The 14514-nt window shown below is 68.6% G+C and carries 12 protein-coding genes and 1 pseudogene; 10 read left to right on the forward strand and 3 right to left on the reverse strand.

Annotated features, from left to right (window positions below):
• The first annotated feature begins 50 nt into the window (after positions 1 to 50).
• Together moeZ and ABH933_RS15090 are read left to right on the forward strand one after the other, a co-directional pair.
• Entirely contained in the window at positions 51 to 1238 is a 1188-nt protein-coding gene (gene moeZ / locus ABH933_RS15085) for an adenylyltransferase/sulfurtransferase MoeZ (protein WP_429425528.1), read from the forward strand.
• A 265-nt stretch (positions 1239 to 1503) separates the two neighbouring features.
• Positions 1504 to 2355: a TIGR02569 family protein gene (locus tag ABH933_RS15090; RefSeq protein ID WP_429425526.1), complete on the forward strand. Its 852-nt coding sequence runs from the start codon at positions 1504 to 1506 to the stop codon at positions 2353 to 2355.
• 123 nt (positions 2356 to 2478) lie between these two features.
• Here ABH933_RS15090 and ABH933_RS15095 read toward each other — a convergent pair whose 3' ends face one another.
• Together ABH933_RS15095 and ABH933_RS15100 are read right to left on the reverse strand one after the other, a co-directional pair.
• On the reverse strand, positions 2479 to 3948 hold the full coding sequence (locus ABH933_RS15095) for an MFS transporter (RefSeq protein ID WP_429425524.1): 1470 nt from the start codon (positions 3946 to 3948) through the stop codon (positions 2479 to 2481).
• Between the two features lie 127 nt (positions 3949 to 4075).
• The gene (locus tag ABH933_RS15100) at positions 4076 to 4744 is read right to left on the reverse strand and encodes a FadR/GntR family transcriptional regulator (RefSeq protein ID WP_429425522.1); all 669 of its coding nucleotides are present in this window, start codon (positions 4742 to 4744) and stop codon (positions 4076 to 4078) included.
• A 152-nt stretch (positions 4745 to 4896) separates the two neighbouring features.
• Here ABH933_RS15100 and ABH933_RS15105 point away from each other — a divergent pair, with 152 nt between their 5' ends.
• From ABH933_RS15105 to ABH933_RS15140, 8 genes and pseudogenes are all read left to right on the forward strand, one after another.
• Positions 4897 to 6075 carry an MFS transporter gene (locus ABH933_RS15105; RefSeq protein ID WP_429425610.1) on the forward strand — a complete coding sequence of 393 codons (1179 nt, stop codon included), beginning with the start codon at positions 4897 to 4899 and terminating at the stop codon, positions 6073 to 6075.
• Positions 6076 to 6274: 199 nt separating this feature from the next.
• Complete coding sequence (gene nirB / locus ABH933_RS15110; RefSeq protein ID WP_429425520.1) at positions 6275 to 8806, forward strand: nitrite reductase large subunit NirB; 2532 nt, start codon at positions 6275 to 6277, stop codon at positions 8804 to 8806.
• A 142-nt stretch (positions 8807 to 8948) separates the two neighbouring features.
• Complete coding sequence (gene nirD / locus ABH933_RS15115) at positions 8949 to 9332, forward strand: nitrite reductase small subunit NirD (RefSeq protein WP_429425518.1); 384 nt, start codon at positions 8949 to 8951, stop codon at positions 9330 to 9332.
• A 32-nt stretch (positions 9333 to 9364) separates the two neighbouring features.
• Complete coding sequence (locus tag ABH933_RS15120) at positions 9365 to 10600, forward strand: uroporphyrinogen-III synthase (protein ID WP_429425516.1); 1236 nt, start codon at positions 9365 to 9367, stop codon at positions 10598 to 10600.
• Between the two features lie 789 nt (positions 10601 to 11389).
• A pseudogene (locus ABH933_RS15125) lies at positions 11390 to 11671 on the forward strand (DUF4158 domain-containing protein); the annotation flags it as partial.
• 187 nt (positions 11672 to 11858) lie between these two features.
• Positions 11859 to 12305: a VOC family protein gene (locus tag ABH933_RS15130; RefSeq protein WP_429425514.1), complete on the forward strand. Its 447-nt coding sequence runs from the start codon at positions 11859 to 11861 to the stop codon at positions 12303 to 12305.
• Between the two features lie 180 nt (positions 12306 to 12485).
• Positions 12486 to 13463, forward strand: a complete 978-nt coding sequence (locus tag ABH933_RS15135) for an alpha/beta hydrolase (protein WP_429425512.1) — start codon at positions 12486 to 12488, stop codon at positions 13461 to 13463.
• Positions 13464 to 13492: 29 nt separating this feature from the next.
• Positions 13493 to 13831, forward strand: a complete 339-nt coding sequence (locus tag ABH933_RS15140) for a TfoX/Sxy family protein (RefSeq protein WP_429425510.1) — start codon at positions 13493 to 13495, stop codon at positions 13829 to 13831.
• A gap of 27 nt (positions 13832 to 13858) precedes the next feature.
• Here the strand turns inward: ABH933_RS15140 and ABH933_RS15145 are convergent, their stop codons facing one another.
• A complete protein-coding gene (locus ABH933_RS15145; RefSeq protein ID WP_429455037.1) occupies positions 13859 to 14470 on the reverse strand; it encodes a TetR/AcrR family transcriptional regulator in 612 nt (203 codons plus the stop codon).
• Positions 14471 to 14514 lie beyond the last annotated feature (44 nt).

Here is a 14514-nt window from a genome sequence, read left to right on the forward strand (position 1 = left end):
AGCGATACGCTGAAGTCGCGGGGAGGCGGGGGAGAGAAGGAGTTCAGAACGTGTCAGCATCACCGAAGCCCCTGCCGCCGTTGGTCGAGCCGGCCGGCGAGCTGAGCCGGGAGGAGGTCGGTCGCTACAGCCGCCACCTGATCATTCCCGATCTGGGCGTGGACGGGCAGAAGCGGCTGCGCAATGCCAAGGTCCTGGTGATCGGTGCGGGCGGGCTGGGCTCGCCGGCGCTGCTGTATCTGGCCGCGGCCGGGGTCGGCACCCTGGGCATCGTGGAATTCGACGAGGTGGACTCGTCGAACCTGCAGCGTCAGATCATCCACGGCGAATCCGATATCGGCCGTAGCAAGGCCGACAGCGCGCGGGACTCGATTCTGGAGATCAATTCCGGAATCGACGTGGTGCTGCACAAGTTCCGGCTCGACAACGACAACGCGGTGGAGCTGTTCCGGCAGTACGACCTCATCGTCGACGGCACCGACAACTTCGCCACCCGCTACCTGGTCAACGACGCCGCGGTGCTGGCCGGCAAGCCCTACGTGTGGGGCTCGATCTACCGGTTCGAGGGCCAGGTCTCGGTGTTCTGGGAGGACGCGCCGGACGGGCGCGGCATCAACTACCGCGACCTGTACCCCGAGGCCCCGCCGCCGGGCATGGTGCCCTCCTGCGCCGAGGGCGGCGTGCTGGGCGTGTTGTGCGCCTCGATCGGCTCGATCATGGTGACCGAGGCCATCAAGCTGATCACCGGCATCGGTGAGCCGCTGCTGGGCCGGCTGATGGTGTACGACGCACTGGACATGAGCTACCGGACCATCAAGCTGCGCCGCGATCCCGAGCGGGCGCCGATCACCGAGCTGATCGACTACGACGCGTTCTGCGGCGTGGTGTCCGAGGAGGGCCAGGCCGCCGCGGCCGGTTCGACGATCACCGCGCGCGAGCTCAAGGACATGCTCGACGCGGGCAAGGACGTCGCGATCGTGGACGTGCGCGAACCCGTGGAATGGGACATCGTCCGGATCGAGGGCGCGCAGCTGATCCCCAAGGACCGCATCCTGTCCGGTGCGGCCCTGGCCGAGCTGCCGCAGAATCGCCCGATCGTGCTGCACTGCAAGACCGGTATCCGCTCGGCCGAGGCCCTCGCGGCGCTCAAGCAGGCAGGTTTCTCCGACGCGACTCATCTGCAGGGCGGAATCATTGCCTGGGCCAAGCAAATAGACCCCTCGCTGCCGGTCTACTGATCCGCCTCTGATCCGCCTCCCCGCGACTTAAGCGTGCCGTTGCCTACCACGAGACCTGCTCGTCGGGCCGGCAGGTGACGGCCCGCTCGCGGTGGGCCGGTCCCCGGTGAGTTACCCATGTGCTCACGAGATCAGTCGTCGCGTTGGCAACGCGACCGGAGTGCGTCATCGGATCTGCGTCGGCGGCTGGCGATCGGCAAGCCGCCAACCTGGTTTTCGGCGCGGCGTCGGGCGTAGCGTCGCAGGTCGGGAGTAGCGTACGGACGTGACTTCTGTGGAACCCCCCGAGCACGTCAGGGCCACATTCGGTCTTCGCGAAGTGATGCCGGTCCCGCTGGGGGATTGGGACGGCGGCTGGCGATGCGGGGACGTGGTGCTGTCCCCGGTCGCCGATCACGCGCGATCCGCGTGGTCGGCGAAGGTGCGTGAGACGCTCCAGGTGGACGGGCTGCGGCTGGCGCGGCCGGTGCGGGCCACCGATGGGCGCTACGTGGTCTCCGGTTGGCGTGCGGACACTTTCCTCGAAGGCACGCCCGAACCCCGGCACGACGAGGTGGTGTCGGTCTCGCTGCGGCTGCATTCGGCCACCGCGAAACTCGAGCGGCCGCGTTTTCTGGTGCAGCAGCCCATCGCGCCGTGGATGGACGTGGACGTCTTCGTCGCCGCGGACAGTGCCGCCTGGGAGCCGGTGCCGCTACGCGGCCTCGAGAACGGGGGCATGCTCCCGGTCACCACGCCGGACGGACAGCGCAGCATCGAGATGCTCACTCAGCTGGCGACCCTGCGCAAACCGGTGCAGACCCCGCCGCAACTGGTGCACGGCGATCTGTTCGGAACCGTGTTGTTCGGCGGCGCCCTCACCCCGGGCCTGACCGATATCACCCCGTATTGGCGGCCCGCGCCGTGGGCGGCCGGGGTGATCGTGGTCGACGCGCTGGCCTGGGGCGGCGCGGACGAGGGGCTGCTCGAGCGATGGTCGGATCTGCCGGAATGGTCGCAGATGATGTTGCGGGCGGTCATGTTCCGGCTCGCGGTGCATGCGCTGCACCCGCGCTCGACGCCGGAGGCATTTCCGGGGCTTGCGCATACCGCCGATATGGTGCGGCTGCTGGTGTGAAAAGGGGAGTGCGGTCGTCGCCGTATCTCGGCCGGCGACGACCACACTCGGTAATCCGGCAGGGTCAGGGCCGGATCACTGCGGCACATTCCGCCTTTACATAGTGGCCCGGCGACCCGGTTTCTAAACGTCCGCGTACGCCAGGGACGGAATCCTGTCCACCGCGAACGCCGATCGCAGATAGAACCACCAGGTGACCCCGCCCAGGACGAGGAACTCCACCACATACAGCCACATCGCCGGGGCCATCCTGCCGAAATGAATGCTGGACTCGCGCAAGACCTGCTGCAGCAGCCAGCCACCGGACGCGCCCACCGCGCCGACCACACCGATCGCCGCACCGGCCTGGCGCTTGGCCGCGATCACCGCGGTCGACGGGTCCCGCCCGGCCTCCGAGGCGCGACGCGCGGCCTCGGCGCCGAAGATGGACGGGATCATCCGGTAGGTGGAGCCGTTGCCGACGCCGCTGAGCACGAACAGCAGCAGGAAGGCGACGAGGTACAGCGGGAAGCTCTTGGCGGACAGTCCGATTACGGTCAGCACCGTCGCGGCGGCCATGCCGGCGAAGACGTAGGCGGTGATCCGCGCGCCGGTCAGCCGGTCGGCGATCCATCCGCCGAACGGGCGGCTCAGCGAGCCCACGAGCGCGCCCAGGAACGCCAGATTTCCGATGGTGCTGAGCCAGCCGATCCTGGCCAATTCCGGGAAATTGGACTTGATGAGCGTGGGAAATGCGAAGGAGTATCCGATGAACGATCCGAACGTGCCGACATAGAGCAGCGCCATGATCCAGGTGTGCCGGTTGGTCAGCGCCAGCCGATAGGAACTGCCGTCGGCCTTGGCATTGGCGATCGAATCCATGTATCGCAGCGCGGCGAACATCGCGATCAGAATGAACGGTATCCAGACCAGCACCGACAGGGTGATGCCGAAACGGTAACCCGCGGGATTCTTGGCCATGAGGTGGGTGCCCAGGGTAATGATCAACGGGACGAACAACTGGGTCTGTGCCACACCCAAATTACCGCCCGCGGCGTTGATGCCCAGGGCCGCACCCTTTTTCCCTTCCGGGTAGAAGAAATTGATATTGGCCATCGAGGAGGAGAAATTGCCGCCGCCGGCGCCGGCCAGCATGGCCAGCACCATGAAGACCCAGAACGGCGTGCTCGGCTGATTGATGAAATAGGCCAGCCCGAGCGTCGGGATCAGCAGCATGCTCGCGCTGAATACGGTGAATGCCCGGCCGCCGAATTTCGGAATGGCGAAGGTGTAGGGTATGCGCAGCGCCGCGCCGACCAGGGTGGGGGTCGAGGTGAGTAGCAGCGAATTCCCTACTGCCGCAGCGCCTGTCATGTAATGGAAACCCGCCGAACCCATGGCGGTGACCACGCTGGCCCACAGCACCCAGACGCTGAAGCCGAGGTTCTCGGAGAACACCGACATGTTCAGGTTCTTGCGTGCGGTCTGCCGCCCGCCGTTCTCCCAGAAGGTTGCGTTGTCGGGCTCCCAGTGGTCGAGCCAGCGTCCCCGGCGTCGATAGGTGAATGCCGGTCTGTCCGGCGCGGCGGTGTGCGCTGCGGCTTCGATCGTCATCGGCGCTTTCCTCTCGGGAATGAGTCGCCGTTCACGGTACGAACGCGCCGTTACGCGGGTATCTCGAGCGATGACAGCCGCGGCAAATCCCGCTCACCGCGGCCCCGTCACCGCGGTGACATCTCGTTTACCGTTCCGGATACTCCGCGATCAGCGAGCTCAGGAAGCAGTTGGCCGCGCGCGCGGCGCGCTCGGGATCGCCGTCGATGACCGCGTTCACCAGCTCCGCGTGCTCGGCGTGATACGAGCCGCCCGCCTGGGCGGTGCGGCTGCGGATGCCCTGCTCCATCACCGGCAGCAGGGAGTCGTAGAACTCCAGATACACCGCGTTGTGGCTGGCGACCACGATGGCGCGGTGCAGCTGGATATCGGCGTGGATGGCGCCGGGGTCGTCCTCGTCCCAGGCCTGGAGGCGCTCCTGCATCAGCCGGTTCAGCATGGCGATGTCGGCATCGTCGCGGCGCTGGGCGGCCAGGCGCGCGGCCTGGGTGTCGAGCGCCTGACGCAGCTCGAGGATGTCTCGCTCGACCGCGTCGGCGAAGTATTTCGCCAGCGTGCCACCGAGGTCGGACATGGCGATGACGTAGGTGCCCGAACCCTGGCGGCGTTCGAGCATGCCCGCGTGGACCAGGGCCTGCACCGCCTCGCGGACGGTGTTGCGGCCGGTGCCGGTGAGCTCGGTCAGCTCGGGCTCGGTGGGGATGCGGGAGCCGACGGGCCAGCGGCCGGATCGGATCTCGGCCCGCAGCTGCTCCGTGACCTGTGCGATGAGGCTGGTACGCCGGACTTGTTGCACGGATAACAGCGTACATCGGCGTTATTGAATTGCCTCCCATCATCCGGTCATCCTATGATTTCGCGGTGACATCGACCGTGACTGCTGAGCCGACGACCAGCGAGAAGACGACCGCCGAGGGCCTGACCCGCCGATCCCTGTTCGAGGGACGAATGCTCGTCTTCGCCGCCATCATCGCCTCGGCGTTCACCCTGCGGCTCGCGGTCACCGCATTCACCCCGCTGGCCGAGCGGATCGGAGCCCAGGTCGGCTACTCGACCGCGATCGTCGGCGTGTTCGGCATGATCCCGACCGCGATGTTCGCCGCCGCGGGCGTCCTGACCCCGATCCTGGTGCGCCGGCTGGGGCTCGAGCGCACCGCGCTGGTCGCGATGCTGGCCGCCGGCGCCGGGCAGGCGGTGCGGGCGGTCGTCCCGCAGACCGGGGAGCTGCTGTTGTTCTCGGCGGTGGCCCTGGCGGGCATGGGCATCGGCAACGTCGTGATCCCGCCGCTGGTGAAGCGGTACTTCTCGGATCGTCTCGCGCTGGTCAGCGCGCTGTACATCACGATGGTGCAGGCGGGCACCGTGCTGCCCGCGCTGGTCGCGGTGCCGCTGGCCGACGCGGACGGCTGGCGGGTGTCGATTGGGCTGTGGGCGGTCGTGGCCTTCGCCGCGGCGCTGCCGTGGATCGGGGTGCTGCGTGATCGGCGTGGGCGCGACGTCGTCGACCGGACCGCGCTGCCCGCGGCCGAGCCCGACTCGGCCGCCGGCCGGCCCTGGCGCTCGCCGGTGGCGTGGGGCATGGCCGGGATGTTCGGCATGACCTCGCTGACCACCTATTCCATGTTCACCTGGATGCCGAAGATCTTTTCCGATGCGGGCGCGAGCGCGTCCTTCGGCGGCACCATGGTCGGCATCTTCTCGCTGATCGGCCTGGGTGCGGCCCTGTTCGCACCGACCGTCACCGCGCGGGTGCGCAATCCCTTCCCGGTTGTGGCCGCGTGCGCGGTCTGCTACGCCGTGGCGTTCACCGGACTGCTGGTGGCGCCGATGGCCGCGCCGCTGCTGTGGGTGCTGTTGCTGGGCCTGGGGCCCAGCACGTTCCCCATGGCGCTGACGCTGATCAACCTGCGCAGCCGCACCCAGGCCGGGTCGGCGGCGCTGTCCGGATTCACCCAGGGCGTCGGCTACCTGGTGGCCTGCGTGGGCCCGCTGCTGTTCGGGATGCTGCACACCACCGTCGGCGGCTGGGGCGCGCCGTTCGCGCTGCTGGGTGTCGCGGTGCTGGTGATGCTGGCGGGGGCGTGGCAGGCGTGCAAGCCGCGCATGCTCGAGGACACCTGGAACTGAAACTGAAACGACAGCGAGCCCGGCCGGTGTGAATTCACCGCCGGGCTTGCTCGCCGGTGAGGCGTGCGCGAAATGAGCCGGTTCTCACGGCAAGATCACGCCGATCGTGAGCAACCGTTGATTCGCCGGTCATTTCGCGCAGCATCGGCGCAATACCCGTTTCCTACCGTGGGGTCATCCGGAATTCAGGAGGTCCCCTGTGAGTACGCCGAGCATTCCCGCCCAGCGCACCGTGGTCGTCGTCGGCCACGGCATGGTCGGCCACCGATTCGTCGAGGCGCTGCGGGCGCGCGACACCGAGAACCACTGGCAGATCGTGGTGCTGAGCGAGGAGGCCCTGGCCGCCTACGACCGGGTCGGATTGTCCTCGTACGTCGGCGAATGGGATGCCGCGGCGCTGGCGCTGCCCGGTAACGACTATCCCGGCGACGACCTGGTGGACATGCGCCTGGGCGTGCGCGCGGAGTCCATCGACCGCGCCGCGCGCAAGGTCACCACGTCCGGCGGCGAGGTCATCGGCTACGACGCGCTGGTGCTTGCCACCGGGTCGTATCCGTTCGTGCCCCCCGTACCGGGCCACGATCGGGACGAATGCTTCATCTACCGCACCCTCGGGGATCTGGACGGCATCCGGGCCGCGGCGGAGGCCGCCGGGCCTGGGGCGACCGGCGTCGTGGTCGGCGGCGGCCTGCTCGGACTCGAGGCCGCCAACGCGCTGCGGCTGCTGGGCTTGGAACCTCATGTGGTGGAATACAATTCGCGCCTCATGCCCGCCCAGGTCGACGAGGGCGGCGGCGCGATCCTGGAGCGCCTGGTCACCGATCTGGGGCTGGCCGTGCACACCGGTGTGGGCACCACGTCGATCGAACCGGCGGATTCCGGTGTGCGGGTGACGCTCTCGGACGACAGCGTCATCGACGCGGCGCTGGTCGTCTTCTCCGCCGGGGTCCGCCCGCGCGATGAGATCGCCCGCGATGCCGGGCTGGAGGTCGGCCCGCGCGGCGGCGTGATCACCGACCTGGGCCTGCGCACCAGCGATCCGCACATCTACGCGATCGGCGAGGTCGCCGCGGTCGAGGGTGTCTGCTACGGACTCGTCGCGCCCGGCTACACCACCGCGGAGATCGTCGCGGACCGGATGCTCGGCGGCGCGGGCGAATTCCCGGGCGCGGACATGTCGACCAAGCTCAAGCTGCTCGGCGTGGACGTGGCCAGTTTCGGTGACGCGCATGGTACTTCCGAGGGCGCGCTGTCGGTGGTGCTGCACGACGCCGCGAAGGGCACCTACGCCAAACTCGTTGTCTCCGACGACGCCAAGACGCTGCTCGGCGGCATCCTGGTGGGCGATGCCTCGCAGTACGCGGCGCTGCGCCCGCTCGTGGGCAGCGAGCTGCCGGCCGAGCCCGCGGCGCTGATCTCGCCCGCCGGAGCGGAATTGGGCGCGGACGCCCTGCCCGACGACGCGCAGATCTGCTCCTGCAACAACGTCTCCAAGGGCGCGATCTGCGGCGCCATCGCCGAGGGCGCGGCCGATGTGCCCGCGATCAAGTCCTGCACCGCGGCCGGAACCTCCTGTGGCGGTTGCGTTCCCATGCTCAAGAAGCTGCTCGAGCAGTCCGGCGTGCAGATGTCCAAGGCGCTGTGTGAGCACTTCGAGCAGTCCCGGGCCGAGCTGTTCCAGATCGTCCAGGTCACCGGGATTCGCACGTTCTCGGGCCTGATCGCCAAGTACGGCAAGGGATCCGGCTGCGACATCTGCAAGCCCGCGGTCGCCTCCATCCTGGCCTCCACCGCGAGCGATCACATCCTGGACGGCGAGCAGGCCGCGCTGCAGGACACGAACGACCACTTCCTGGCGAATCTGCAGAAGAACGGCACCTATTCGGTGGTGCCGCGGATGCCCGGCGGCGAGGTCACCCCCGACCAGCTGATCACCATCGGGCAGATCGCCAAGGAATTCGATCTGTACGTGAAGGTGACCGGTGGTCAGCGCATCGACCTGTTCGGTGCGCGGGTGGAGCAGCTGCCGCAGATCTGGCAACGGCTGGTCGACGTCGGCATGGAATCCGGCCACGCCTACGGCAAGTCACTGCGCACGGTGAAGAGCTGCGTGGGCTCGACCTGGTGCCGGTACGGGCAGCAGGATTCGGTGGGCATGGCGGTGCTGCTGGAGAAGCGCTATCGCGGCCTGCGGTCCCCGCACAAGCTCAAGCTGGCCGTCTCGGGCTGTGCCCGCGAGTGCGCCGAGGCACGGGGCAAGGACGTGGGCGTCATCGCCACGGAGAACGGCTGGAATTTGTACGTCGGTGGCAACGGCGGCCTGACGCCCAAGCATGCGGTGCTGCTGGCCGGCGATCTCGACGACGAGACCCTGATCGCGTACATCGACCGCTACCTGATGTTCTACATCCGCACCGCGGACCGGCTGCAGCGCACCGCGCCGTGGCAGGAGTCGCTCGAGGGCGGGATCGAGTACGTGAAGCAGGTCGTCTGTGGGGACTCCCTCGGCATCGCCGCCGAGCTCGAGGCCGCGATGGCCCGCCACGTCGCCGGGTACAAGGACGAGTGGGCCGCGGTGCTGGAGGATCCGCAGAAGCTGTCGCGGTTCGTCTCCTTCGTCAACGCCCCGGCCGAGCCCGACCCGACCATCGCCTTCGACGACGCGGGCGAGCGCAAGACACCCGTGCTGCTCGGCCTGCCCGTCGTGCCGGGAGGAGGCAGCGGAGTGTAACCGCGAAGGGCACAGGGCAGGCCGACAGCGTTGCAGCCGTTCCCAGCATGCCCGCCGCGGAGATCCCCGGGAAATAGACGCGTAATCGCGTGGAAACAGTCCGCCTGTACCAATAGGTAGGGCGTTCGGAGGAGAATTACCGATGACCGTGATCGACACCCCCACCATGGCCCCCGTCCTCACCGCAGGCTGGACGCAGGCGTGCCGCCTCGACTATCTGATTCCCGGCCGCGGCGTCGCGGTGCTGCTGAAGGGCGGGCGGCAGGCCGCGCTGTTCCTGCTGGCCGACGGCACCGTGTACGCGGTGGACAACATCGACCCCTTCGGGCGGGCGGCGGTGATGTCGCGTGGCATCGTCGGCGATCGCGCCGGGCTGCCCGTGGTCGCCTCGCCGCTGCTCAAGCAGGCCTTCTCATTGCTGGACGGGCGGTGCCTGGACGGCGTCGGAGTCGCGCTGCCGGTATATGCGGTCGCGGTGCACGACGGGGTAGTGTCGGTGTCGAACGAGCCCGTGGCTTGTCCATGATCGATCGAGCGATGTACCCGGGGGAGCAGTCGATGGATACCGAACAGCGCGTGCTGGAGGGGTTCACCGTCGGCGTCACCGCCGCCCGGCGTGCCGACGAACTCGCCACCATACTGACTCGCCGCGGCGCGACCATCGTTTCCGCCCCGGCCATCCGGATCATTCCCCTGGCCGACGACACCGAATTGGAGCGGGTGACACGGCAATTGGTCGCCGAGCCCCCGCAGATCGCCGTCGCCACGACGGGGATCGGCTTCCGCGGCTGGATGGAGGCCGCGGAGGGCTGGGGCCTGGCCGAGGATCTGCGCAGCACGCTGGGCTCCACCCGGCTGCTCGCGCGCGGCCCGAAGGCCAAGGGCGCCATCCGCGCCGCCGAGCTGCGCGAGGAATGGTCGCCGGCCTCGGAGTCCTCCGCCGAGGTGCTCGATCACCTGCTCGCGGAGGGCGTGGAGGGCGTGCGCGTGGCGGTCCAGCTGCACGGCGCCACCACCGAATGGGAGCCGGTGCCCGACTTCTGCGAGGTATTGCGTTGCGCGGGAGCCGATGTCGTGCCGGTACCGGTGTATCGCTGGGTGCCGCCGGAGGATCAGGGCCCGATGGACCGGATGATCGAGGCGATCATCACCGCCGCGCTGGACTGCGTGACGTTCACCAGTGCACCCGCGGTGGCCTCGATGCTGATGCGCGCCAAGGAAACCGGGCTGCTGGAGGGCGTGCTGCATGCCCTGCGGACCCGGGTGCTGCCCGCCTGCGTCGGGACGATCACCGCCGCCCCGCTCGAGGAGCTCGGGGTGAGCACCACGGTGCCCGGACGGGCGCGGCTGGGCGCGCTGGCCCGGCATGTCGCAGAGGAACTTCCCCGGCGCACCAACCGGATTCACGCCGCCGGGCACGAACTGAGCGTGCGCGGGGGATGCGTGGTGGTGGACGGGACCGTGCGCCAGCTGGCGCCGGCACCGATGGCATTGATGCGGGCGCTGGCCCGCCAGCCCGGCCGGGTCGTCTCGCGGGGCGATCTGCTCGCGGCGCTGCCTGGCGGTGGTGACGATACGCATGCGGTGGAGACCGGGATCGCGCGGTTGCGCGCCGGGCTCGGCACCCCGAAGGCGATTCAGACCGTGGTGAAGCGGGGCTATCGGCTGGCGCTGGATCCGGCGGAGTGCGTGGACAACAATCCGCGCCCGGCCGCGGTCGCTCCGGCGAATCCCGCGCGTCCGTCGTCCGCGGGAGTCGGCTCGCCGCAGCGGCCGACCGCCATGGCGAGGTAGTCACTCGGGGTTCTGGTCGGCGAGTCAGCGGCCCGCGTTACGGTCGGGCCGAGTCATGCCCGGCCTTGTCGTCCTGGCATCCGAGTGGACGCATCCGCAAGCCGCAGCAGAACATCGGGTGGCGCCGACCGGTTTCCCGCCAGTCCCTCCAACACAGCATTCGGGCAAGGAAGCGGGTTCTCAGCGCGTTCGCTGAACACTCACCCAGAATGGCAATCGGCCGCGTCACTAATCTCCCACCACGGAGAACACACCCAACACCGATCGAGCTTGTGCGGCCACACACGATCATCGACTGGCTGGCAAGAAGTCCTTCCGCGCGATGCAGGAGGGCGGCTGGGAGAAGCTGGGCCTGCCCGAGGAGCTCGGCGGCCTCGGCGTTCCCCGCGCGCAGGAGGGCCCGCCGACCTTGTCCAGAGTCGCATCGTTCGTAGGCGCCGAGATCCTGCATATCGCGCTCGTGCACCCGCGCCACATGCATTGTTGCGCCCGGACGGCGTGCCGTATTCGTACACCCAGCCGCCGGACTTCAGGAACGCATTCATTTGGAATTTCGCGTTCGCGCCCGAATTCGGGCGGCGGGTGAAGCGGTCCGGCACCGGGTCGCCGGAGATACCAGCCTCATTAACTATCTGCGATTGTCTGGACTTCGGCCGCAGGCAGCGGACCCGCTCATCACCGCCCTTGTAGCCGCAACCAGGACGTGGTGATTGCCGGCCGCGCCTACTCCGCGGCGTCGAACCGAACCCTGTTGCGACGCAAACGCATCCACAGTCACGGGTCGAGGAACTGGAGCGGCTTCGGGAGTTCCCGGGGATCACGCGGGACGAGTTGTTTCGCTATTTCACTCTGACCGCGGCCGACGTCGCGTTCGTCGATCCGGGGCGAGGTCGTGGGCCGACCGACCGGCGGGGACTGGCCGTGGCGCTATGCACTCTGCCGTGGCTGGGGTTCGTGCCTGATCGGATCGTGGCCGCTCCGGCGGCGACAGAGGCGCGGCTGGCCGATCAGCTGTATATCGATGCTGATGAGATCGCTTCGTATGGCAGGCGGGCGAAGACCGGCACTGAGCAGCGCAACTCGATGTGGATGTGCCTGCGTCACCCGGTGATGCGCGCGGACTAGTCTCCGGTTGGAAGCACGCCCTTGCTCTGCCCGAAAAAAGTTTCGCAGAGTTCGTGAAAATGCGTCGAATGGGTTCGAGCGGCTCCGACCTACTCGTGACAGCAGGTTCCCGAAACACCCCAAGGAGCACATCATGACCAGCGTCAGCACCTTCCTCTGGTTCGACACCCAGGCCGAGCGCGCCGCCGAGTTCTACGTCGCGTCCGTCCCGGATTCCCGCATCACCGGCGTCACCCGCGGCGAGGACGGCTCCGCGTTCGTCGTCACGCTCGAGCTCGCCGGTCACGCGATCACGCTGCTGAACGGCGGACCCGGGCACACCCACACCGACGCGGCCTCGATCCAGGTCGTGGTCGACGACCAGGAGGCGGTCGATCGGCTGTGGGATGCCCTGACCGAGGGCGGTAAGCCCGGCCCCTGCGGCTGGCTCGAGGATCGGTACGGGCTGTCCTGGCAGGTGGTGCCCGCCGGGCTGACAGAACTGCTGAGCGGCGAGCGGGCCGCGGAGGTGGGCGCGGTCATGCGCACCATGTCCAAGCTCGATCTGAAGGTGCTGCGGGAGGCGGCCGAACGGGGCTGAGCGTCGGGGCGGCCGGCCGCATCCGGCATTTCGGATGCGGCCGGACCCGCAAAAGTTAGCCGACCGGATGCTGATGCCTTCGGCTGGTTCGGTGTCCGATGATCGCGACCCCGTTCACATTCGGGTGAACACGTACATCGACAGGGCACACATTCGTTTTCTCGAGGCATAGTGGATGGAATGCGCCGAGTACTGCATTGTCTCTTCGCCGCAATAGCTGGGATCGCTCTGCTGATCCCCGGCGTGGCCTCGGCCGATGCCGGTCGCCGCCCCGCTGTGCTGGACGTGCGTCCGCTGGGCGGGCGGCAGTATCAGGTGGTCGTCTACTCCGCGGCCATGAACAAGCCGATCACGCTGTGGGTTTCGCATCCCGACGGGCCCGCTCCCGCGCTGTATCTGCTCAACGCCGTCGACGGCGGCGAGGGCGGCGGACCGTGGAACGTGCGCACCGACGCGGCGCGGTTCTTCGCCGACAAGAACGTCAACGTGATCGTGCCGATCGGCGGGCGCGCCAGCTACTACACCGATTGGGCGGCCGACGACCCCGCCCTGGGCCGCAACCAGTGGTCCACCTTCCTGATCCACGAACTGCCGCCGCTGCTGAACGCCCGGTTCGGCATGACCGGCCGCAATGCCGTTGCAGGAGTGTCGATGTCGGGCACCTCGGCGCTGGATCTGGCGATCGAGGCGCCGGGGCTGTACCAGGCGGCCGGGGTGTTCAGTGGATGCCCGAGCACGAGCGATCCCGCTGCCCGGGCGATGGTGTACTCCCAGCTCGCGTCGTTCGGCGCGGATGCCGCGAACATGTGGGGACCGCCCGGCAGCCCGGCCTGGGTGGCGCACGATCCGGCCCTCAACGCCGCGCGGCTGCGAGGGGTGGCGCTGTACGTCTCGGTCGGAAACGGCGTGCCGGGCGCGTATGACACGCTCGCCGACCCGTCGACCGGCGGCAATGCCGGCGTGCTCACCGATCGGCTGCTGGTGGGCGGGGCGCTGGAGGGGATCGCGAACGGTTGCACCCATGCGTTCACCGCCCGCCTCGCGGCGCTGGGCATTCCGGCCACCGAGGTCTTCCGCGGCGGCACCCACTCCTGGCCGTACTGGCAGGACGATCTGCATGATTCCTGGCGGGTATTCGCACCCGCGCTCGGGGTCTAATTGTCGGTGGCCGATGCCACAATGCACCCATGGCGTACGACATGGAACTGGCCGATCGGATCCGGGACCTGCTCGGGCCCGCGCTTCCGGAGTCGGTCGAGAAGAAGATGTTCGGCGGCCTGGCCTTTCTGATCGGCGGCAATATGGCCGTTGCCGCCAGCGGTCAGGGTGGGCTCCTGGTGCGGGTCGATCCCGCAGAGGCCGATTCGCTGATCGACGGTAAGCGGGTGGCGCCGATGGTGATGGGCGGACGCGAGATGAAGAATTGGCTGCGCATCGTCACGGACTCGGTCGACGATTCGGCGCTGCAGGAGTGGATCGATCGGGGGGTCGCGTACGCGCGCACCCTTCCGCCGAAATCCAAATAGCCGCTCGCCCGGTCGTCCCGGTTGGGATCAGCTGGGCGCCTGCAGGGCCGGGAACCAGATGTCGGTCAGCACCTCCGCGGCCTGCGCGGCGGTCACGTCGATGGTGCCCTGCATGGCCCACCGGGTGAAGAAGCGCTCGAGCTGCGCGACGAGCAGTTCGATGCGCAGCCGGGCCTCGTCGCGGCGCTCGTGCGGCCAGCGGGCGAGATACTGCGGCATGCCATCGGCCAGCGTCATGATGCCCTCGCGGGCCACCTCGCGGAACTCGGGCTCGAGGGCGGTGGCCTCGTCCCAAGCGGGCAGCAGATCCTTGTTCTCGACGAACCACGCGATGGCGCGGGCCATCCAGGCGTCGAACTCCTCGCGCGATCCGGTGACCAGCACGCGGTCCAGGTCCGCGTAGAAGTCCCGCACCGTCGGCAGGGTGCCCTGTTCGGCGATCGCCCTGAGCACCTCGGTCTTCCCGGTGAAATGCAGGTAGAAGGTGGCGCGGCTGCAGCCCACGGCGGCGGCGATGTCGTCCACCCGCACGCCCGAATAGCCCTGGGTCACGAACAGTTCCCGCGCCGCATCGATGATGCGCAGGCGGGTCAGTCGCTTCTGCTCCTCGCGTAGCGAGCCGCGTGGTGTCTCCGGCATGCCGACAATAATAGACGCTCCAACATTCACTAGACGCAATGTCT

It is taken from the genome of Nocardia sp. GP40 (assembly GCF_050434125.1).
Classification (GTDB): domain Bacteria; phylum Actinomycetota; class Actinomycetes; order Mycobacteriales; family Mycobacteriaceae; genus Nocardia; species Nocardia albiluteola.

What these genes read in the sequence shown, in the direction of transcription:
- ABH933_RS15095 (WP_429425524.1), bottom strand. Translation starts at nt 3,948, where the DNA reads ATGACGATCGAAGCCGCAGCGCACACCGCCGCGCCGGACAGACCGGCA.
- ABH933_RS15105 (WP_429425610.1), top strand. Translation starts at nt 4,897, where the DNA reads ATGCTCGTCTTCGCCGCCATCATCGCCTCGGCGTTCACCCTGCGGCTC.
- nirD (WP_429425518.1), top strand. Translation starts at nt 8,949, where the DNA reads ATGACCGTGATCGACACCCCCACCATGGCCCCCGTCCTCACCGCAGGC.
- ABH933_RS15120 (WP_429425516.1), top strand. Translation starts at nt 9,365, where the DNA reads ATGGATACCGAACAGCGCGTGCTGGAGGGGTTCACCGTCGGCGTCACC.
- ABH933_RS15130 (WP_429425514.1), top strand. Translation starts at nt 11,859, where the DNA reads ATGACCAGCGTCAGCACCTTCCTCTGGTTCGACACCCAGGCCGAGCGC.
- ABH933_RS15135 (WP_429425512.1), top strand. Translation starts at nt 12,486, where the DNA reads ATGCGCCGAGTACTGCATTGTCTCTTCGCCGCAATAGCTGGGATCGCT.
- ABH933_RS15140 (WP_429425510.1), top strand. Translation starts at nt 13,493, where the DNA reads ATGGCGTACGACATGGAACTGGCCGATCGGATCCGGGACCTGCTCGGG.
- ABH933_RS15145 (WP_429455037.1), bottom strand. Translation starts at nt 14,470, where the DNA reads ATGCCGGAGACACCACGCGGCTCGCTACGCGAGGAGCAGAAGCGACTG.